The 16,788-nt window shown below is 48.9% G+C and carries 17 protein-coding genes; 14 read left to right on the plus strand and 3 right to left on the minus strand.

Annotated features, from left to right (window positions below; translation table 11 throughout):
- Nucleotides 1–36 precede the first annotated feature (36 nt).
- The gene (locus ACQ4MZ_RS25360; RefSeq protein WP_019944977.1) at nt 37–717 is read right to left on the minus strand and encodes a MotA/TolQ/ExbB proton channel family protein; all 681 of its coding nucleotides are present in this window, start codon (nt 715–717) and stop codon (nt 37–39) included.
- Between the two features lie 120 nt (nt 718–837).
- Complete coding sequence (locus ACQ4MZ_RS25365; RefSeq protein ID WP_430849854.1) at nt 838–1,482, minus strand: Uma2 family endonuclease; 645 nt, start codon at nt 1,480–1,482, stop codon at nt 838–840.
- Nucleotides 1,483–1,596: 114 nt separating this feature from the next.
- On the opposite strand from ACQ4MZ_RS25365, the gene ACQ4MZ_RS25370 reads away from it, so the two are divergent.
- From ACQ4MZ_RS25370 to ACQ4MZ_RS25430, 13 genes are all read left to right on the plus strand, one after another.
- Nucleotides 1,597–2,082 carry a hypothetical protein gene (locus ACQ4MZ_RS25370; protein WP_430849856.1) on the plus strand — a complete coding sequence of 162 codons (486 nt, stop codon included), beginning with the start codon at nt 1,597–1,599 and terminating at the stop codon, nt 2,080–2,082.
- Nucleotides 2,079–2,744 (plus strand): hypothetical protein, encoded by a 666-nt coding sequence (locus ACQ4MZ_RS25375; protein WP_430849858.1) that lies wholly within the window; start codon nt 2,079–2,081, stop codon nt 2,742–2,744. Before ACQ4MZ_RS25370 ends, ACQ4MZ_RS25375 begins: the two co-directional genes overlap by 4 nt.
- Nucleotides 2,745–2,866: 122 nt before the next feature.
- On the plus strand, nt 2,867–3,262 hold the full coding sequence (locus ACQ4MZ_RS25380) for a hypothetical protein (RefSeq protein WP_430849860.1): 396 nt from the start codon (nt 2,867–2,869) through the stop codon (nt 3,260–3,262).
- A gap of 120 nt (nt 3,263–3,382) precedes the next feature.
- Complete coding sequence (locus tag ACQ4MZ_RS25385; protein WP_430849862.1) at nt 3,383–4,213, plus strand: MbnP family protein; 831 nt, start codon at nt 3,383–3,385, stop codon at nt 4,211–4,213.
- A 20-nt stretch (nt 4,214–4,233) separates the two neighbouring features.
- Complete coding sequence (locus ACQ4MZ_RS25390; RefSeq protein ID WP_430849864.1) at nt 4,234–5,367, plus strand: cytochrome-c peroxidase; 1,134 nt, start codon at nt 4,234–4,236, stop codon at nt 5,365–5,367.
- Between the two features lie 86 nt (nt 5,368–5,453).
- Entirely contained in the window at nt 5,454–5,840 is a 387-nt protein-coding gene (locus tag ACQ4MZ_RS25395) for a hypothetical protein (protein ID WP_430849866.1), read from the plus strand.
- 35 nt (nt 5,841–5,875) lie between these two features.
- On the plus strand, nt 5,876–8,221 hold the full coding sequence (locus tag ACQ4MZ_RS25400) for a TonB-dependent receptor (protein WP_430849868.1): 2,346 nt from the start codon (nt 5,876–5,878) through the stop codon (nt 8,219–8,221).
- A gap of 6 nt (nt 8,222–8,227) precedes the next feature.
- Nucleotides 8,228–9,763, plus strand: a complete 1,536-nt coding sequence (locus ACQ4MZ_RS25405) for a PepSY domain-containing protein (protein WP_430849870.1) — start codon at nt 8,228–8,230, stop codon at nt 9,761–9,763.
- Between the two features lie 110 nt (nt 9,764–9,873).
- Entirely contained in the window at nt 9,874–10,203 is a 330-nt protein-coding gene (locus tag ACQ4MZ_RS25410; RefSeq protein ID WP_019944969.1) for a DUF6787 family protein, read from the plus strand.
- A 217-nt stretch (nt 10,204–10,420) separates the two neighbouring features.
- The gene (locus tag ACQ4MZ_RS25415; RefSeq protein ID WP_430849873.1) at nt 10,421–11,233 is read left to right on the plus strand and encodes a mechanosensitive ion channel family protein; all 813 of its coding nucleotides are present in this window, start codon (nt 10,421–10,423) and stop codon (nt 11,231–11,233) included.
- 154 nt (nt 11,234–11,387) lie between these two features.
- On the plus strand, nt 11,388–12,710 hold the full coding sequence (gene ffh, locus ACQ4MZ_RS25420) for a signal recognition particle protein (RefSeq protein ID WP_106595514.1): 1,323 nt from the start codon (nt 11,388–11,390) through the stop codon (nt 12,708–12,710).
- A gap of 13 nt (nt 12,711–12,723) precedes the next feature.
- Nucleotides 12,724–13,224, plus strand: coding sequence for a hypothetical protein (locus tag ACQ4MZ_RS25425; protein ID WP_430849875.1), 501 nt, complete (start codon nt 12,724–12,726; stop codon nt 13,222–13,224).
- Between the two features lie 112 nt (nt 13,225–13,336).
- A complete protein-coding gene (locus ACQ4MZ_RS25430) occupies nt 13,337–14,581 on the plus strand; it encodes an alkaline phosphatase family protein (protein WP_430849877.1) in 1,245 nt (414 codons plus the stop codon).
- Nucleotide 14,582: 1 nt separating this feature from the next.
- On the opposite strand, the gene ACQ4MZ_RS25435 is transcribed toward ACQ4MZ_RS25430, so the two are convergent.
- Complete coding sequence (locus ACQ4MZ_RS25435) at nt 14,583–15,248, minus strand: hypothetical protein (RefSeq protein ID WP_430849879.1); 666 nt, start codon at nt 15,246–15,248, stop codon at nt 14,583–14,585.
- A gap of 82 nt (nt 15,249–15,330) precedes the next feature.
- Between ACQ4MZ_RS25435 and ACQ4MZ_RS25440 the strand changes: the two genes are divergently transcribed.
- Nucleotides 15,331–16,788 (plus strand): NADH-quinone oxidoreductase subunit N, encoded by a 1,458-nt coding sequence (locus ACQ4MZ_RS25440; protein ID WP_430849881.1) that lies wholly within the window; start codon nt 15,331–15,333, stop codon nt 16,786–16,788.

Below are 16,788 nucleotides of genomic sequence, written 5' to 3' on the forward strand. Positions count from 1 at the left end.
CCGGGCAACTTTGAAACCCTGCCTGGTTATCAATAGCTATTTTGCAGCAACCGGCTTTGAAAGCACATCCAGGAAGTCGGATGCGGCCATTTGCAGGCGCAATGCAAAACGGTCGATTTTCATGTTCAGCAAGTGGTAACCCGCGTAGGCGATCAGACCAATGATCAGACCCGAACCGGAAGTGATCATTTTCTCATACATACCCCCTGCGATAGTGCTGATATTAAAGTCGTTGGAGATCGAAATATCGTAAAAAATACGGATGATACCGGAAATCGTACCCACGAACCCGAGCATCGGCGCGATACCCGCGATCACCCCCAGGTAAGGCAGATTTCCTTCCATACGCTGGATCTCGATCTGGCTGGCATTTTCAATCGTTGTTTCAATGTCTTTGATCGGGTAACCAATGCGGCCGATCGCCCTTTCCAGAATGCGGCCGGCGGCGTTACGCTGGTTTCTGCAAAGCGACTCCGCCGATTTCAAATTTCCCTGTTGAATAAAATCCTTCACATTGTCGACAAATTGCGGCTCGATCTTACCATTGGCGCCGATACCCAGGAAACGTTCGATAATGAGGAATAGCGTCGCCAGGAACAACAATCCCAGTGGCAACATTACCCACCCCCCTTTGGCGAGCAAATCGATTACAGAAAGGCCCTGCTCAGCGACGGGTGCAGCCGCAGTAGAGTCAGTAAGTGCTTGCAGAAGCATCATATCAGAAATAAAAAGTGAATGGTTAAGCGAATGAAACAGAGGTCGATTCTATTCAAAAACAATTTTGATCTTAAACGGAGCAAAAAGCCCCTTATTGTTTAAAGGGCAAATATAGGAAAATTACTCTTCGGGCGGGGATAAGAGGCTGCTTACATTCTCGATACCATCATAAAGATCGGCCATTTGCAGCGCAGCACCGATTGTTTGAATCGTAATTGATTCGCTAAGGGAGAATGCGTCGTCGGCTAATATCCATTGATTATCGGGCATCCGGCGGAAAACCTGCGCGTAGGGTTTGCGGGAATCTACCAACACATATTCCTGTAAAGTTTCAATGTCACGATACAATTTGAATTTCTCACCTCGGTCGTACTCACTCGTGGAAAGAGAAAGGATTTCGATGATCACTGATGGATTGGTGATTGTAATGCGATCCAGTTTTGAAAATTTGTTCGGCCCGCAGACGATAACAATGTCAGGATAGGTGTAAAGCGAATTGGCCGGAATGTGAATCCGTTGATCACTTGAAGAACTTCGGCACGATTTCCCCTTTTTCAGAACCGAATAGAGTTCCCCAACTATATTCTCCTTCACACGATTGTGATTCGGTGTAGCTCCGGCCATTTTGATAATCTGCCCCTGAAAATACTCGCTCTTTTCAAACGCGTCGTTTTCAATGCGGAGATATTCCTCTTCTGAATACATGGTCGGTTGTGAAATTGCTAATGCCTGTGCTGCCATGGTATAGTGTGCCTTTTTTCTCAAATATACTTTTAATGTCCCACACTAAGTACTGATTTAAAGTGCGATTATCCTGCGGCGGCAACGATGTTTTAGGAAAATGTGTCTCACCGGTTAGCTAAAACCTTCCGGACCGTTTTGATGAAGCATCTTCTATCCATCATCTTCATATTGTCAGCAGTCGGCGTCCAAAGCTGCATCGACTGCGGGCCGCAAGCGGAACTGTCCGCAAGAATCTATTTTGGAGAAGATTCCCTGATATTAGATTCGATTTACGCTCTGAATGCGGTGAGCCAGGAGGCCATCAGGCAGCAAACAGACAACTTTACACCCCAACATTACTACTCCATCTCTCTACCCATTTCACTCGTTTCCGACACCACTACTTACGTGTTCCAGTTTTCCGAACGCACCGATACACTTGCTATCTACTATCAACGCGTATTCCGATACAAAGGAGGCTGCGGTTTTATCACCGATGCACAAGAGCCAACCACGGTCAACAAATACTATTCCACTTTCACTGAAACGAATATTTACTTCGACCCCTATGTTAACCCCGGCCCGCAACCCTGGTTAAATGCTGAACCCGGTGCAGGAATCACAATACGGATCAAGCCATGAAACGATTTTCAATATTAATGATCTTTGTAAGCGTGTCGTTCGTTTCGCAAGCGCAGGACACGCTAGTCAAAAGATCTTCCTACATGGGCCTCGACGTAATCAATAGCGTGCCCTCATTCATTTTTTCAAACAAGTATTACATCCGCAATACTTTCATTGCAGAACCCTATTACCTGCTCGATTTGAAGAAGCCCGGCCGGCGCTTGTACTTTGGAGCAGGTTTTGCCAGTGGCGACACGCGACAATACAACGACTTCAATCCTTCGCAGGCATTCAAAGGCACATATCTGCGCGCCGCATATGAGGTGAGGCGAATGCGCAGTACGCGCAGGATCCTCTACGCCGGCTATGGTCCGGTCATTTCCATTGCTGGGTATAAAGGGAGCTACCGCTTTAAGGGCCCCACATTCGGTGATTATGAAGGCCGGTTCAAGGAAACAAACAATGTCGCATTGGGATTCGAAGGTTATTTCGGTTTTGATTTCAACCTGGCAAGCAACTGGCTCCTGCGTTTAACCTTCAGAAATGTAATGGGGCGGCGGACAAAGGCAGATACTTATGTTCAGTACTTCCCCGGGTTTGGTTACACCCCTGAGGGATTCAATAACCGATTTCTCTATTCCGGTGGATTATCGCTACAAATTCATTATAAAATCCGCTAACGGGAGGCAGGATCATTCAATAATTCGATCGTTTCTGTGCATTCATCATTACCTTTGTGCGCAAACACCATTTCATCCGGTTTGTTCGTTTTTGATATCGTGAGAAATTCTGCAAAACAATCGTGAGAAATTCTGCAAAACAATGGATATCCCTCAGCCTGCTTGGCCTTCTGCTGGTCAAAGTATGGGTGATTCCGTTGTTGTACCTCGATTTTGAGATCCGGCGCGAATACATCGTTGCGAATCTCTGCGAAAACAGGAACCGGCCGCAAATGCATTGCGATGGTAAATGCTACCTCGCCAAACGCATTGCCGCGCTGGATGAACAGGAAAAACGCCAGGCCGAAAAAACTTATATGTCGCGACTGATCGACCAGGTAATGGACCAGCGTGCGGATTTTTCCTTTGCGCAACAACCCGTTGTCGTCGAACTGCTGCCACAGGCGGTTTTCTCTCTTACCTCTTCCTTCACACCCCGCATTGCGGCGGACGATATTTTTCATCCCCCGCTCATCTGATTTAGCATAAAATCACCCCGTTTACAGTTCTATCATTAGCTGGAACAAATTCTGTTTGCCATTTTGCCGGCTTAAAGCACGCCTATGGGCTGTGTGCAAACTTCATTTTACAAAAACTACATGATGAAAAGAACATTTTCATGGCTGTCTGCCTGGGCACTGGCCTCGGGGTTACTGATGTTTTCCTGCTCTTTCCCGGACGAAGACGACGATACCGATCCGATTGAAACCGGCACCATTCAGCTGCAATTCGATAACATCGTAGGTGACAAGGATTTGCAGCTCGACAGCACACGATATATAAATGCGGTGGGCGAGGATTTCACAGTCAGCAAGCTCAACTACTACATTTCGAATATCAAACTCATCAAATTGGATGGCAGCATATTCGCGGTGCCTCAGGATTCGAGCTACTTCCTGATCCGCGAGGCGAATAAGGAGTCGCAAAAACTTACGATCCGGAATGTGCTGACTGGTGATTATACCGGCATCGAGTTTATGGTAGGAGTCGATAGCGTACGTAGCGTAATGGAACCGGATTCGCCTGGGCGAAAGGGTATTCTCGACATATATACAGGCCCTACCAATGAAGAGGCCATGTACTGGGACTGGAACCCGGGCTACATTTTCCTGAAACTGGAAGGTTCTTCCGATTCCGCAACGACTGCCAATGGCAAGTACTACTACCACATTGGTTTTTTCGGGGGCAGAACGGAAAAGACCATCAACAATCTCAGGACTGTCAAACTGGCTTTCCCTGGCCAAAAGGCAATCGTTACGACAAGCATTGTCTCCAATGTGCTGATCCAGGCCGATATTCAGAAAATTTTCAATGGTTCCACACAGTTGAGCATCAAAAAAAGCTCATCACTGATGTTTACCGATTCTTCGAAGTATGTAGCCGACAATTACGCCGGAATGTTTAATGTCAAGGAAATAAAGATCAACTAAACAGCGCGCTAACAAACAAAATGAGGAAGGTTACGGGCATATTGGTTTTTTTGGCGGCGCTGCTGGCGTTGGCCGTTTCTTGCAAAAAAAGCAGCACCGACGAGCCGGGACCTAAGCCAACAGACAATACGCCTACGCCACTGCAATGGACAAAGCCTTCCTATTTCCCTGATCCGGTTTATGATTTGTCTAAAAACCCGTTGACCGTCGAAGGCGTCGAATTGGGAAAATTCCTGTTTTACGATGGCATCCTTTCACGGACCGACAATATCGGCTGCGGGACGTGCCACCAGCAACAGGCTGCATTTACGCACCATGGCCACGACCTCAGCCACGGCGTGGATGATAAGATCGGCACGCGCAATGCGCCATCTGTGCAGAATATGGCCTGGAATACTTCCTTCTTTTGGGATGGTGGCGTGCATGATATGGATATGGTGCCGCCGGTGCCCATTCAAAATAAGGTGGAGATGGACGAGCGGGTCGGTAATGTGATTGAGAAGTTGAAAAAAACGCCGATAACGGGTGCCGCTAAGCAAGTCGATTATCCTAAAATGTTCAAAGCGGCGTTCGGTAGCGATAGCATTACCGCCGACCGGATGATGCAGGCGCTGTCGCAGTTTATGATGACCATGGTTTCGGCTACGTCCCGGTACGATTATTTCCTAAAAGGCGACGCTTCCGCGCTCACCGCGCAGGAGAAGGATGGTTTATCTGTTTTTAAACAAAAATGTGCTTCCTGCCACGCCGGTGAGCTTTTTACGGATCAGAAATTCAGAAACAATGGACTGGTACCCAACCGGATCAACGACCAGGGCAGGTATGCCATTACTTTGAATGACGGCGACCGGTTGAAATTTAAGGTACCGAGCCTGCGGAATGTGGGCCTGACCGCGCCTTACATGCACGACGGCCGTTTCACGACGCTGGAACAGGTGATCGATCATTACGCGAACGACAAACCCGGCAGCAAGGATAGTATTTATGTTTCGCCCACATTAGACCCATTGCTGAATATAGCGGGCCAAAAACGCGGGATTAGCCTGACAAGCGCCGAAAAGCAATCGATTATCGCATTTCTGAAAACACTGAATGACGATGATTTCATCAAAGACAAACGTTTTTCCGATCCCGGCGTAGGGACATCGTTTTAAATGTACTTCGGCCGTCGGCTATCGGCTTTCGAACTTTCGTTTGGACAAAAAAGCCGACAGCCGACAGCCGAAAGCCGAAGTAAAATATGCGCTCCGTTATAGCCTACATACTGCTCGCAGCTATTATGCTACCCACGCTCAGTCCGTGGGGAACGATCGCCTATTTTAAACTGAACCGGGAATACATCGCCAAGGTACTTTGCGAAAACCGGAAACGTCCCGAGCTGCATTGCGACGGCAAATGTTACCTGGCGAAAAAGCTCAAACAGCAAAAGGAAAAGCAGGACAAGGAGACTTCGGAGAAAGTTCACAACATCCCAGTCATCCAACTATTTACCCCACAACCCTATTCTTACAACTTTGAACCGGGGACCACAGAATTCCGGGAACCGGTTCGTTTCTTCCACCAGTTACTTTTTTACTCTGCGCCAATCAGCAAATTGCTACGCCCGCCCAGGAGATCAAATTCATGATACCTAACTGAATTTTAATCTCTTAAAGCATTATAATGAACCTGAAAATATTTTTACAGGCGCTATTCCTGTATGTATGCGCGCACGCGGCTGTCGCGCAGGGCATCGAAGGCAGTGTATTCGATACCCAGACCAAAGAGCCCATTCCCGGAGCCACGGTGCAGATCGTCTCGGCCAACCTCGGTACCACCACTGACAACAACGGCCATTTTGCATTCAACAGACCGGTTTCTAATGCAATACTCCGCATTTCCAGCATCGGGTTCTCTGCCAGAGAAGTCCAGATCGAAAATGGTAAAAGCGTTAAGATCGGGCTTGACGCGGCTGCGGAAAACCTGCAATCGGTCGTTTTGACGGGCAACCGCGAGGCAACTTTGCGTACCGAGAGCCCCATCGCTATTTCCAAACTAACCCCACGGATGATCGACGAGGCCAAACCTACGGCCATGTACGAAATCGTGAACAAAGTACCCGGCGTGATGATGGTGAACCTCGGCAACGAGCAGCATTCGATGGCGATCCGCCAGCCATTTACCACCAATGCCTATTTCCTTTACATGGAAGACGGCGTGCCGATCCGGCCGATGGGCGTTTTCAACCATAACTCCATTCTGGAATTCAACCAGTTTGCAATCAGCTCGGTGGAAGTGGTGAAAGGCCCCGTTTCCTCTATATACGGCCCGGAAGCCGTGGGTGGTGCGATCAACTTTATCACGCAGCGACCTACGATATTACCGACTGCCAAAATCGGCGTGCAGGCTGATCAATGGGGCTATAAGCGCATTCAGTATGGCGCGGGCGGCATGATCGGGAAATTCGGCGTTTACGTGGGCGGATTCGTCGCCAATCAGCGCGACGCTTGGATGAAAAGCTCGGATTATGACAAAAACGCGATCAATGCACGGCTGGAATATCATTTCACACCGTCGACGCGCCTGATTTACACGCTGGCTTACAGCAAATATGATTCGCAAACGAGCGGCAGCGTGGACAGCCTTGCATTTTATTCCCGCCAGTATGTGAGTACTACCGACTTTACCTACCGTAAAGTGAGCTCGCTGCGCAGCCGGCTTACCCTTGAAAAAGATTGGAAAAATGGCTCACAGACATTCGTGACCGCTTTTGCAAGAAAAAATGAACACGGCCAGAACCCGAATTACGGCATTCGCTGGACCTCCGGGCAAACAACAGCCAGGGGCGAAATCAATTCGAGCGACTTCAAAAGCATTGGCATACTCGCCCAGCACAGCCAGCGGTTTAGGTTCCTTAATTCCAAACTGATCACAGGTGCCGTTTTCGATTTCTCACCATCCAACTACTGGTCCTATCAGATCGACCTGGCAGCCCAACTGCGCCCGGACGGAAAGTCGGTGGAGAAATATACCATCGTACAAGAGCGGCCGGACATTCGAAATGCGGATTATGATGCGGATATCAAGAACACAGCGGCATACACACAATATGATTTCGAACTCTTGCCGAAACTTCGCGTATCGGCAGGGTTGCGCTATGACCGGATGTCGTTTACCTACGCCAATTTCCTCGATAATACTTCGGGCAGCAAATCGTACAGTAAGGTTACGCCAAAAATCGGGGCTACTTATGATTTAGGTAAAGGAAAAGGGATTTATGCCAATTATTCGAGAGGGTTTTCTCCTCCTGGACTGACGTCGGTGTTCCGCAAACGTACCATACCGTTGGAAAACGGTGATTGGTTCTACTACAATCTGAAACCAGCTGAATTCAACAATGCAGAAATCGGCGGCTGGGCATCTCTGGTCGATAACAAGGTTTACATCGACCTGGCATTCTACCAAATGAATGGCCGCAACGAGCTGCTGAATGTGCGGCTGCCGGACAACTCGTACGATTACCAATCGGCCGGAAAGACTTTGCACCGCGGCGCGGAATTCGGAGTAACCTACAAGCCGACGAAGGAATTCTTCTTCCGTTTTGGCGGTACTACAGCCATTCACAGGTATGACGAGTTCACTCTGAGCAGCCGCGAGTCCGACGCCGTGAAGAATGTCAATGGCAAGGATATGCCTTCCTCGCCGCGCTGGCTTTGGAACACAGAGTTCAGCTATTATCCCAAATGGTTTAAAAATCTCCGGTCGTCGGTGGAATGGCAGCATGTGGCTTCCTATTATCAGAATCAGATCAATTCCGTCCGATACGAAGGTTATGACATCCTGAATCTGAGACTGGGATATAACTGGAAAGGCATTGAGCTCTTCACGAATGTGCTCAACCTGACCGATGTGCTTTACGCCACCAATGCAACCCGCGGCAACAACGCTACCGACCGCACGACTTACAATGCTGCGGCACCACGGACATTCGTTTTCGGCGTGCAATACACTTTCACCGGCAAAAAATAACAGGTTATGATCGAGGATATTGCTATTCAACCCAAAGAGTCATTCAAGGCAAAGGCCGAAAAGACGATCCGCAGAAACATCTATCGCTGGCACCGGATATTGGGGCTGCTGGCACTTGTTCCCACTATTTTCTGGACCGCATCGGGCGTCATGCACCCGTTCATGTCGCATTGGTTCAAAACCACCATTGCCCATGAGTTTTACAAAGCCGAACCAGTGGCGCCCGCCGACGTAACATTACAGCTCGGGCAGGTTTTAACCCAAAACAAAATCGCGGAATTCAAAAATTTCCGGCTGATCAAATTTGACGGGAATGCATGGTACCAGGTGAAGGGCGTCGATAATAAATTGAGGTATTTCAGCACCACCAACGGCTCTGAACTCCCTGACGGCGACCAGAAATATGCCGAACACATGGCACGCTCCATGCTTGGCGAGCCGAAATCGAAGATTATTTCCAGCACGTTGCTGACCGAATTTACCGATCAATACAAGTATGTGAACCGGTTTCTGCCCGTGTGGAAAATCAGTTTCGACGACAGCCGGAAGATGGATATTTATGTCGAAACCGGCCAGAGCCGCTTTGCTACATTTAACGATAGCGGGCGTAAAGCGTTCATCTGGATATTCAGCACGTTTCATAACTGGGGTTTTATGGACATGATCACCAACAATACCATCCGCATTACGGTAATGGTGACTTTCCTGAGCCTCATTATTCTTTCGGCAGTCGCAGGAGTGCTGGTGTATGGGTTAATGTGGAAAAAGTTCAAAACCGGCCGTTCGGGCAACCAGCGGGGCATTCTACGTAAGTACCACCGTTCGATCGGCATCTGGTGCAGCATTTTCACATTCACGTTCGCATTCTCGGGCGCCTACCACGCCATCCAGAAACTCGATCCCGACCAGCGGCAGAAATATGTGTACGACCCGGTCATCAAAACGGAGGAAATAGCCCAGGCGTCGATGATCGATCTCAAAGGCGTTACCAACATCGGGCTGATCAAATGGGGAGAGAACATTTTCTGGCAAACCGTTCGAAAGGATTGGGAAACCGACAAAACAGTGGTGGATTACACTAACATCCACGATGGTAAAAAGCTGGAAGACGGCAATATCCGTTTCGCGAAATACCTTGCGCGCAAGTTCGCCGCGCAGGAGGAGCGCAACGCCGAAAGTTGCTGCGACCTGATGGAAGCCCAGATTTCTTCGCCCATTTCGGATGCAGAAGTAGATAAAGCTTCACTCGTAACCAGTTTCGCCGGTGAATATGGTTTTGTGAACAAACGGCTGCCGGTGGTAAAACTGACCTACGATACACCCGATCATACGACGTATTATATCGAAACCACTACCAGTCGCCTTTCAACGAAAGTGGAAGATCGCGATCGCCGTGAAGGTTTCAGCTTCGCATTCCTGCACAAATACAGCGGGCTGGACTTCCTCGGCAAGAATGCGCGCGACGGGGTTATGACGGCCGCGGCTGCAAGTGTTTTGGTGGTGAGTGTGCTGGGGTTACTGGTGTTTTTGAAGATTAAATAAATGCTCCGCCTTTCACGAACTCGGCTATTAAACCTTCATTAAAACCAAGGATTTTTGCGATTCGCATTGTTTCTTTGCAGGAAATTCAGTCGCAGTCAATACAGTAACATATGCAAAGCGGAGAAAAGAATGCACAGCCCTGGTTGGGTAAAATGCAGGAAAAATGGGGATTGGAAACAACCAGGCAGGTTTTATTGGTACTCGCAGTTTTCAGTTTGTCGGGTTCGTCGGTCGTATGGCTCCGCAAAGGGCTCTTTTATTTGCTGGGGTATGACGACACGACGCCAATGTGGCTCAAAACGATTACCTACATTCTGTTCATCTTCCCGACTTACCAAAGCTTGCTGCTGTTGTACGGTTTTCTCTTAGGCCAATTCTCATTTTTCTGGGAAAAGGAAAAGAAAATGTTCCGCTGGATCGCCGCCAAATTCAAGAAATAAGCGCAATACAAAGTATACCCCAAGGGGCGGGCAAGTGGTAATCAGCCATTGCTCGCCCTTTTTTCATGATATTACTACCTCAAATAGAACAAATTCTACTCGAAGATTTTACCCACCCCATTGCTAATGTCTGCGGAATGAGTGACTTTGCAATTGAATGCAATTTGAAGTCACAAACGTTTCACACATCACATCTTATCAACAAAATCTCTACAACATGAATTTTGACATTATCAAAGCGCAGATCTGGACGCTGGCAACACTCTATGGCGGCAAAATTTTACTCGCTCTGCTGGCATTTATCATCGGCCGTTTCATTGTGGGCAAAATCAGCACGATGCTCAGCAATGTAATGGAAAAACGCAAGGTCGACCGTGACGTACAGCCGTTCCTGAGCTCACTGATCGTTGTTTTGCTCAATGTAATGCTGCTGCTGAGTATCGCGGGCATTGTGGGTATCGAAACTTCCTCATTCGTTGCGGTACTCGGTGCGGCAGGTTTGGCAGTAGGCCTGGCATTGCAAGGCAGCCTGGCTAATTTTGCGGGAGGGGTGCTGATCCTCATCTTCAAGCCTTACCGCGTGGGAGATCTCATTAATGCCCAGGGATTTACCGGAACGGTAGAAGGTGTGCAGATTTTCAATACTATCCTGGTAACACCGGATAACAAGACCATTATCCTCCCGAACGGCGCATTATCGACCTCGCCGATCACTAATATCTCAGGAAAAGGCAAGATCCGCGTCGATATGGTGTTCGCTGCGGGAAGCCAGAATGGAGTCGATAAGATTAGAGCATCGGTACAAAAGGTAGTCGACGCCTGCCCTACCGCATTGAAAGATGTGCAGCATGATATCCTGGTAACCAAGCTTACCGAAAACGCCATTTTCTTCGATGTACGCGTATGGACGCCCAGCGCGACCTACTGGGAAACTTATTACGACGTACACGAGGGCATCAGCCGCCAGTTCGCGATCGACGGCATTCAGGCACCCAAACCGGCCGAATTGAGTGTTGCGGTGAAGCAGTAACGAGTCCGAAGCGGAGCTTCGAACGAGCGGGAGCGGGAGCTTCGAACCAACCGAATATTGAGGAGTACAGGAGGTAACCTTCCCGTACTCCTCATTTTATTTATACCTTTGTGTTTTATTTCAAATTCAGGTTCAGATTCATAGATATTATTCCATGTTTGAAAACTTACAGGACAAGCTTAATAACGCCTTTCGCACACTAAAAGGAAAGGATCGCATATCAGATATAAATGTTGCCGCTACTACCAAGGAAGTCCGCAAAGCATTGGTCGATGCCGATGTAAACTTTAAAGTAGCCAAAGAAATTACCGACCGCATCCGCGAAAAGGCTATCGACAGAAAAATCCTGATTTCTGTTGAACCAGGGCAGATGTTCGTCAAAATCGTGCAGGAAGAGCTCACCGAATTGATGGGGGGCAATGCAGAGGGGATCAATATCAAAGGCGACCCGGCGGTAATCCTCATCGCAGGTTTGCAAGGTTCGGGTAAAACGACTTTCTCCGGAAAACTCGCCTCGTTGCTTAAAAAACAAGGTCGCCAGGTGCTTCTTACTGCCTGCGACGTGTACCGCCCTGCGGCGATCGACCAGCTGAAAGTGCTCGGTGAGCAGATCGGCGTAGAAGTCTACTCAGAGCCTGAGAACAAAAATGCAGTAAGCATTGCACAGAATGCGGTGGCTCACGCGAAAAAGTCCGGCAAGAAGATCGTGATCGTCGATACAGCGGGCCGTTTGGCGGTGGACGAGGTGATGATGAAGGAGGTGGAAGACATTAAAACTTCCGTAAAACCTTCCGAAATCCTCTTCGTGGTCGACTCGATGACGGGTCAGGATGCGGTGAATACGGCCAAGACCTTTAATGAAAGACTCGACTTCGATGGTGTCGTTCTGACCAAACTCGACGGTGATGCCCGCGGTGGCGCAGCGCTTTCGATCCGTCAGGTGGTGGAGAAACCGATCAAATACATCAGTACCGGGGAAAAAATGGAGGCGCTCGACTCCTTCTACCCCGATCGTATGGCAAGCCGGATCCTCGGCATGGGTGACGTGATCTCCCTCGTTGAGCGTGCGCAGCAGGCATTCGACGAAGACGAGGCGAAACGCATTAACGCCAAAATGCGTCAGAATAAATTCGATTTTGACGATTTCCTCGGCCAATTGCAGCAAATCAAGAAGATGGGTAATGTAAAAGACCTCATCGGAATGATCCCCGGAATGGGCTCGGCAATTAAGAACCTCGATATCGATAACGAATCGTTCAAGCCTATCGAGGCTATTATCCAGTCGATGACCAAAAAGGAGCGTGAAAACCCGGATATTATCGACGGAAGCCGTAAAAAACGCATTGCCAATGGTAGCGGCACCACTATTCTGCAAGTCAACAACCTGATCAAACAGTTTGATGAAATGCGGAAAATGATGAAAAAAATGAATACCATGCAGGCGGCAGGCAAGCTGGGAAAAGCGATGCGCCGCTAATAAACACTCCTCGATGAAACGAGTTCTTTTTGTGCTGACGTTGATGCTGATCGCAAGTTTCGGAAAACTGCGGGCGCAGGCAACGGTGGGTTACTACCCTTGGAGCAGCCTGCTGACCGTCAGCACGAATGCGAAAAAGGCGATCTGGCTGGACACCCGCTTGCAAACCAATTCACTGTTCAGCAGCCTGAGCATCGATTTGCTTCCGATGATTAACCTCAAAAGGGGCGAGGTGGCGCAATGGTACATCGGTGGTGGCCTCAGGCTAAATCCGTTGTATCGCATTGCAGATGCCGACGCAGACCTGATCACCATCGATGGCTACTCAGTGAACGTGGGTGTGCGCATTGCGCCGCTTCCGATGAATCGCCGCATTATGCTTGCATTGGAACTGAATCCGTATGTGAAGGACAAATTCGATAGCGGTGTGCTCAAAAGCCACTTCGGGATCGTGTATGCATTTGGTAAAAAGAAGAAAACAGACGCAGCGCCGGAACAGCCGGTAAGTCCCTAAAAAACGAATAAGAAATTTTGAATTAATAACAATTTCTTAGTCTGAAAATCCCTCAAATCCGGCGAATTAGCCGTTAATTTGAGGGATTTTTTATTAAACAGTCATTCAATTTATGAAAACCCGTTTTTCCTTTCTGCTATGGCTAATGTCGGCCGCCCTCATTGCCCCTGACGCCTTCTCCCAGGTTAGTAAAACTAAAAAGGTCGTGTTTGTGATCGTAGACGGCATTTCCAGCGACAGTAAGGAAAAGATCGCGACGCCGCACCTGGACGCGATCGCGGAGGTGGGCGGGTATACGCGCGCACATGTAGGCGGGGGTAAAGGCACGTACTCGCAAACGCCGACTATCTCCGCCGTGGGCTACAACAGCCTGCTCACAGGCACGTGGGTAAACAAGCACAATGTTTGGGATAACGATATTAAAGACCCGAACTACAATTACTGGACGCTTTTCCGGTTCCTGGAAGAGCAATATCCGCAAAAACGCAGCGCCATTTTCTCGACCTGGCTTGATAATCGCACCAAACTCGTAGGTACCAACCTGCCGCAGACCGGCAAACTGCAAATCGATTACTCATTCGACGGTTTTGAGCTCGATACCGTGCATTTCAGACACGACAAACAGAGCGAATACATTCACAAAATCGATGAAAAAGTCGTAAACGAAGCCGCCTCCTACATTCACGACAACGGCCCGGACATGTCGTGGGTCTACCTTGAATACACCGACGATATGGGGCACAAGTATGGCGATAGCGAGCAGTTTCATAAAGCTATTCAGATGATGGACGACCAGATGGGCCGCATTTGGAAATCCATTAATTACCGCGAAAAAAGCTTCAATGAAGACTGGCTAATGGTGGTCACCACCGACCATGGCCGCGACGCCAAGGGCGGCAAGGGCCACGGCGGCCAGAGCGACCGAGAACGCAGCACCTGGATCGTCACCAATGCGAAAGGTTTGAACGCAAGCTTCAATGCCACACCGGGCATTGTCGACATTTTCCCAACTGTGGCGCGGCATATGGACATCAATATTCCAAAGGAACAGGCATTTGAAGTGGATGGCGTGCCGTTTACCGGCAAGCTTTCGGTCACAGCGCCGGTGCTGCAGAAATCAGGTGGCAAAGTCAGCATTACCTGGAAAGCCGTTGAAAAAGAGGGAAAAGTGAAGGTTTGGCTTACCACTACAAACCATTTCGAGAAAGGCGGCCGCGACCTTTACTACCTGATGGACGAGGTGGATGTGACCAATGAAAAAGCCGAAATAGATATTTCAAAATATCCTTCCGGCTTTTTCAAGATCGTGCTTGAAGGGAAATATAATAGTGTGAACCGCTGGATTGTGGAAAACTAGGCTAGTTACCGCCTCGTCCGGCTTTATAAGAATCGTATTCTTCGAGGAGGCGGATCAGGTCGTCTTCACCGGCAAAATCCAGTTGCTGCTCTTTGATAACATAGTTCAGCTTATTGCGCTCATCTGTAAGCAATTTCAGGAAGCTGTTGCGGTTATTGAGCTGCACCGGATTCATTTTGCCATCTTTCAACAGAAATAATTTTGCGCCGGCGTCCATTTCCCTTGTGGCGCTGGCTTTTTCCACTTTAATGGGATTCGTGTATTTTTTCAAAAGTTTCGTATTTCCATCGTACAGTACTCGGTAAAAACTCTTTTCGGTGTAATTGCCAGTGGCAGGATAACCACTTTTGAAAGTATACAACTCGACCCCACTCGGAATGGTGAATTCCGTTACGCCGGACGAAACGCGGTACAGGCCTGAGCCCGCTTTGTATTCTATTTCGTCTTTCTGATAATCATACCGGAGCTGGAGACCGTCATGAACGCGGTCGTCACTGGTACGGACCGCCCCTGAATACCATTCTTTTAAAAGGTAAGGAGACTTTTCTCCTGTCGCTAGTTGTGTTTCCTGATAAGGCGTTCCCGCCAGTCCCGTCGAATCCTGTGCATGCGCCTGAATGCTCATGGTGCAGAATACCAGCGAGAAAATTCTTAGCAGATATTTCATGATTTAAGTTGGTTAATTTGATAAGTTCGAGGTTTGGAAGCCGTTGTTTCCGTACTTTTGCACAAAAATTGTACCTGCTCTCTTGGATATCAACGACCAGCTCATACATATACGCCAGAGCCTCGGCGGAATCATCCCTGAAATTTTTCTGGCCGTATTCTTTTGCCTGTTTCTACTCACCGAACTGATTTTCACCAAGCGTTTCGGTAAAGAAAAATTGCCATCCTATTTGCTAAATGTAGCGCTTGCAGGGAGTTTAATCACCTTATTGCTAGTGATCGGTCAATGGAATGCGGAGCCGTCATTCAGGTTCCAACCGTTGCTATTCCTCGACAGGCAGGCAGTGTTCTTCAAAATTCTGATCACACTTGCCTGGATATTCACATTACTGCACGTCCGCATTCTGAAATACGACTTCCCGGCCGAATACCACGCATTACTGATCGCCGCCGTGGCGGGCATGCATTTGCTGACAATGTCCACACACCTGCTGTCGATCTACCTCTCGCTGGAACTGATTTCTATTAGTTCATACCTGCTAGTAGCATTGTCCCCTTACAAAAAAGCAGCCGAGGGCGGCATTAAATACCTGCTTTTCGGAACCGCCAGTTCGGCTGTCATGCTTTATGGCATTTCGCTCATTTACGGTCTCACGGGCACGCTCGACATCACCAACGACGCCCTGACCGTCGGCCTCAGCAATAACTCCGACCTCGTCGTAACGGTTACCATTGTACTAACGCTTGCCGGCCTGCTTTTCAAACTTTCACTTGTACCATTTCACATCTGGACGCCAGATGTTTACGAAGCCGCGCCCACACCGTTGGTATCGTTCCTTTCCGTGGGGCCCAAAGCCGCAGTTATCCTCGTGTTAATGCGCCTGGCAGGCATTTTACCGGCGCAATATTTCCCGGTTTTAGGGGGAATCGCGTTGATCAGCATGACCATCGGCAATGTGGCAGCCCTTTGGCAAAGCAATGCACGCCGCCTGTTGGCGTATTCATCTATCGCGCAGGCTGGTTACCTCCTCGTCGGTATTGCTGCATACAGTCGTTTCGGGTTCGAAGCTGCTGTGTTTTACACCGCAGCCTATCTGGTCATCAACCTCGCTGCCTTCTTCCTCGTCGACCTCTTGCAGCCAAGGCAAGAAACCGAACTCAAAGATTACGAAGGCCTCGGCCGCAACTACGTCTGGATTTCCGGCATTCTGACCGTTGTGATGGTCGCATTGGCAGGCTTGCCTCCTACCGGTGGTTTCACTTCCAAATTACTGGTATTCTCGGCGCTTTGGGAAAGCTACCATGACCAGGAACTGACCTGGATGCTATGGCTGCTCGTTGGCGGCATTCTGAATGCAGCCATTTCCCTGGCCTATTATATGCGATTACCCTACCTCCTCTTTTTCAAAACCGTGAGAGCTGAGGCGGTTAGCACCAATAACAGTGCTTCCGGCAAGTTGGTTGCCGGCCTGTTGCTAGTGGCGTTGTTAATGCTGTTTTTCAGCCCGGAGTGGCTGACGCGGTGGATTTCGGCGTTTTAG

The organism is Dyadobacter sp. BHUBP1 (assembly GCF_050587785.1).
Classification (GTDB): Bacteria; Bacteroidota; Bacteroidia; order Cytophagales; family Spirosomataceae; genus Dyadobacter.

Coding starts and splice junctions, on each gene's coding strand:
- ACQ4MZ_RS25360 (WP_019944977.1), bottom strand. CDS start 717: ATGATGCTTCTGCAAGCACTTACTGACTCTACTGCGGCTGCACCCGTC.
- ACQ4MZ_RS25375 (WP_430849858.1), top strand. CDS start 2,079: ATGAAACGATTTTCAATATTAATGATCTTTGTAAGCGTGTCGTTCGTT.
- ACQ4MZ_RS25385 (WP_430849862.1), top strand. CDS start 3,383: ATGATGAAAAGAACATTTTCATGGCTGTCTGCCTGGGCACTGGCCTCG.
- ACQ4MZ_RS25390 (WP_430849864.1), top strand. CDS start 4,234: ATGAGGAAGGTTACGGGCATATTGGTTTTTTTGGCGGCGCTGCTGGCG.
- ACQ4MZ_RS25395 (WP_430849866.1), top strand. CDS start 5,454: ATGCGCTCCGTTATAGCCTACATACTGCTCGCAGCTATTATGCTACCC.
- ACQ4MZ_RS25400 (WP_430849868.1), top strand. CDS start 5,876: ATGAACCTGAAAATATTTTTACAGGCGCTATTCCTGTATGTATGCGCG.
- ACQ4MZ_RS25405 (WP_430849870.1), top strand. CDS start 8,228: ATGATCGAGGATATTGCTATTCAACCCAAAGAGTCATTCAAGGCAAAG.
- ACQ4MZ_RS25410 (WP_019944969.1), top strand. CDS start 9,874: ATGCAAAGCGGAGAAAAGAATGCACAGCCCTGGTTGGGTAAAATGCAG.
- ACQ4MZ_RS25415 (WP_430849873.1), top strand. CDS start 10,421: ATGAATTTTGACATTATCAAAGCGCAGATCTGGACGCTGGCAACACTC.
- ffh (WP_106595514.1), top strand. CDS start 11,388: ATGTTTGAAAACTTACAGGACAAGCTTAATAACGCCTTTCGCACACTA.
- ACQ4MZ_RS25425 (WP_430849875.1), top strand. CDS start 12,724: ATGAAACGAGTTCTTTTTGTGCTGACGTTGATGCTGATCGCAAGTTTC.
- ACQ4MZ_RS25430 (WP_430849877.1), top strand. CDS start 13,337: ATGAAAACCCGTTTTTCCTTTCTGCTATGGCTAATGTCGGCCGCCCTC.
- ACQ4MZ_RS25435 (WP_430849879.1), bottom strand. CDS start 15,248: ATGAAATATCTGCTAAGAATTTTCTCGCTGGTATTCTGCACCATGAGC.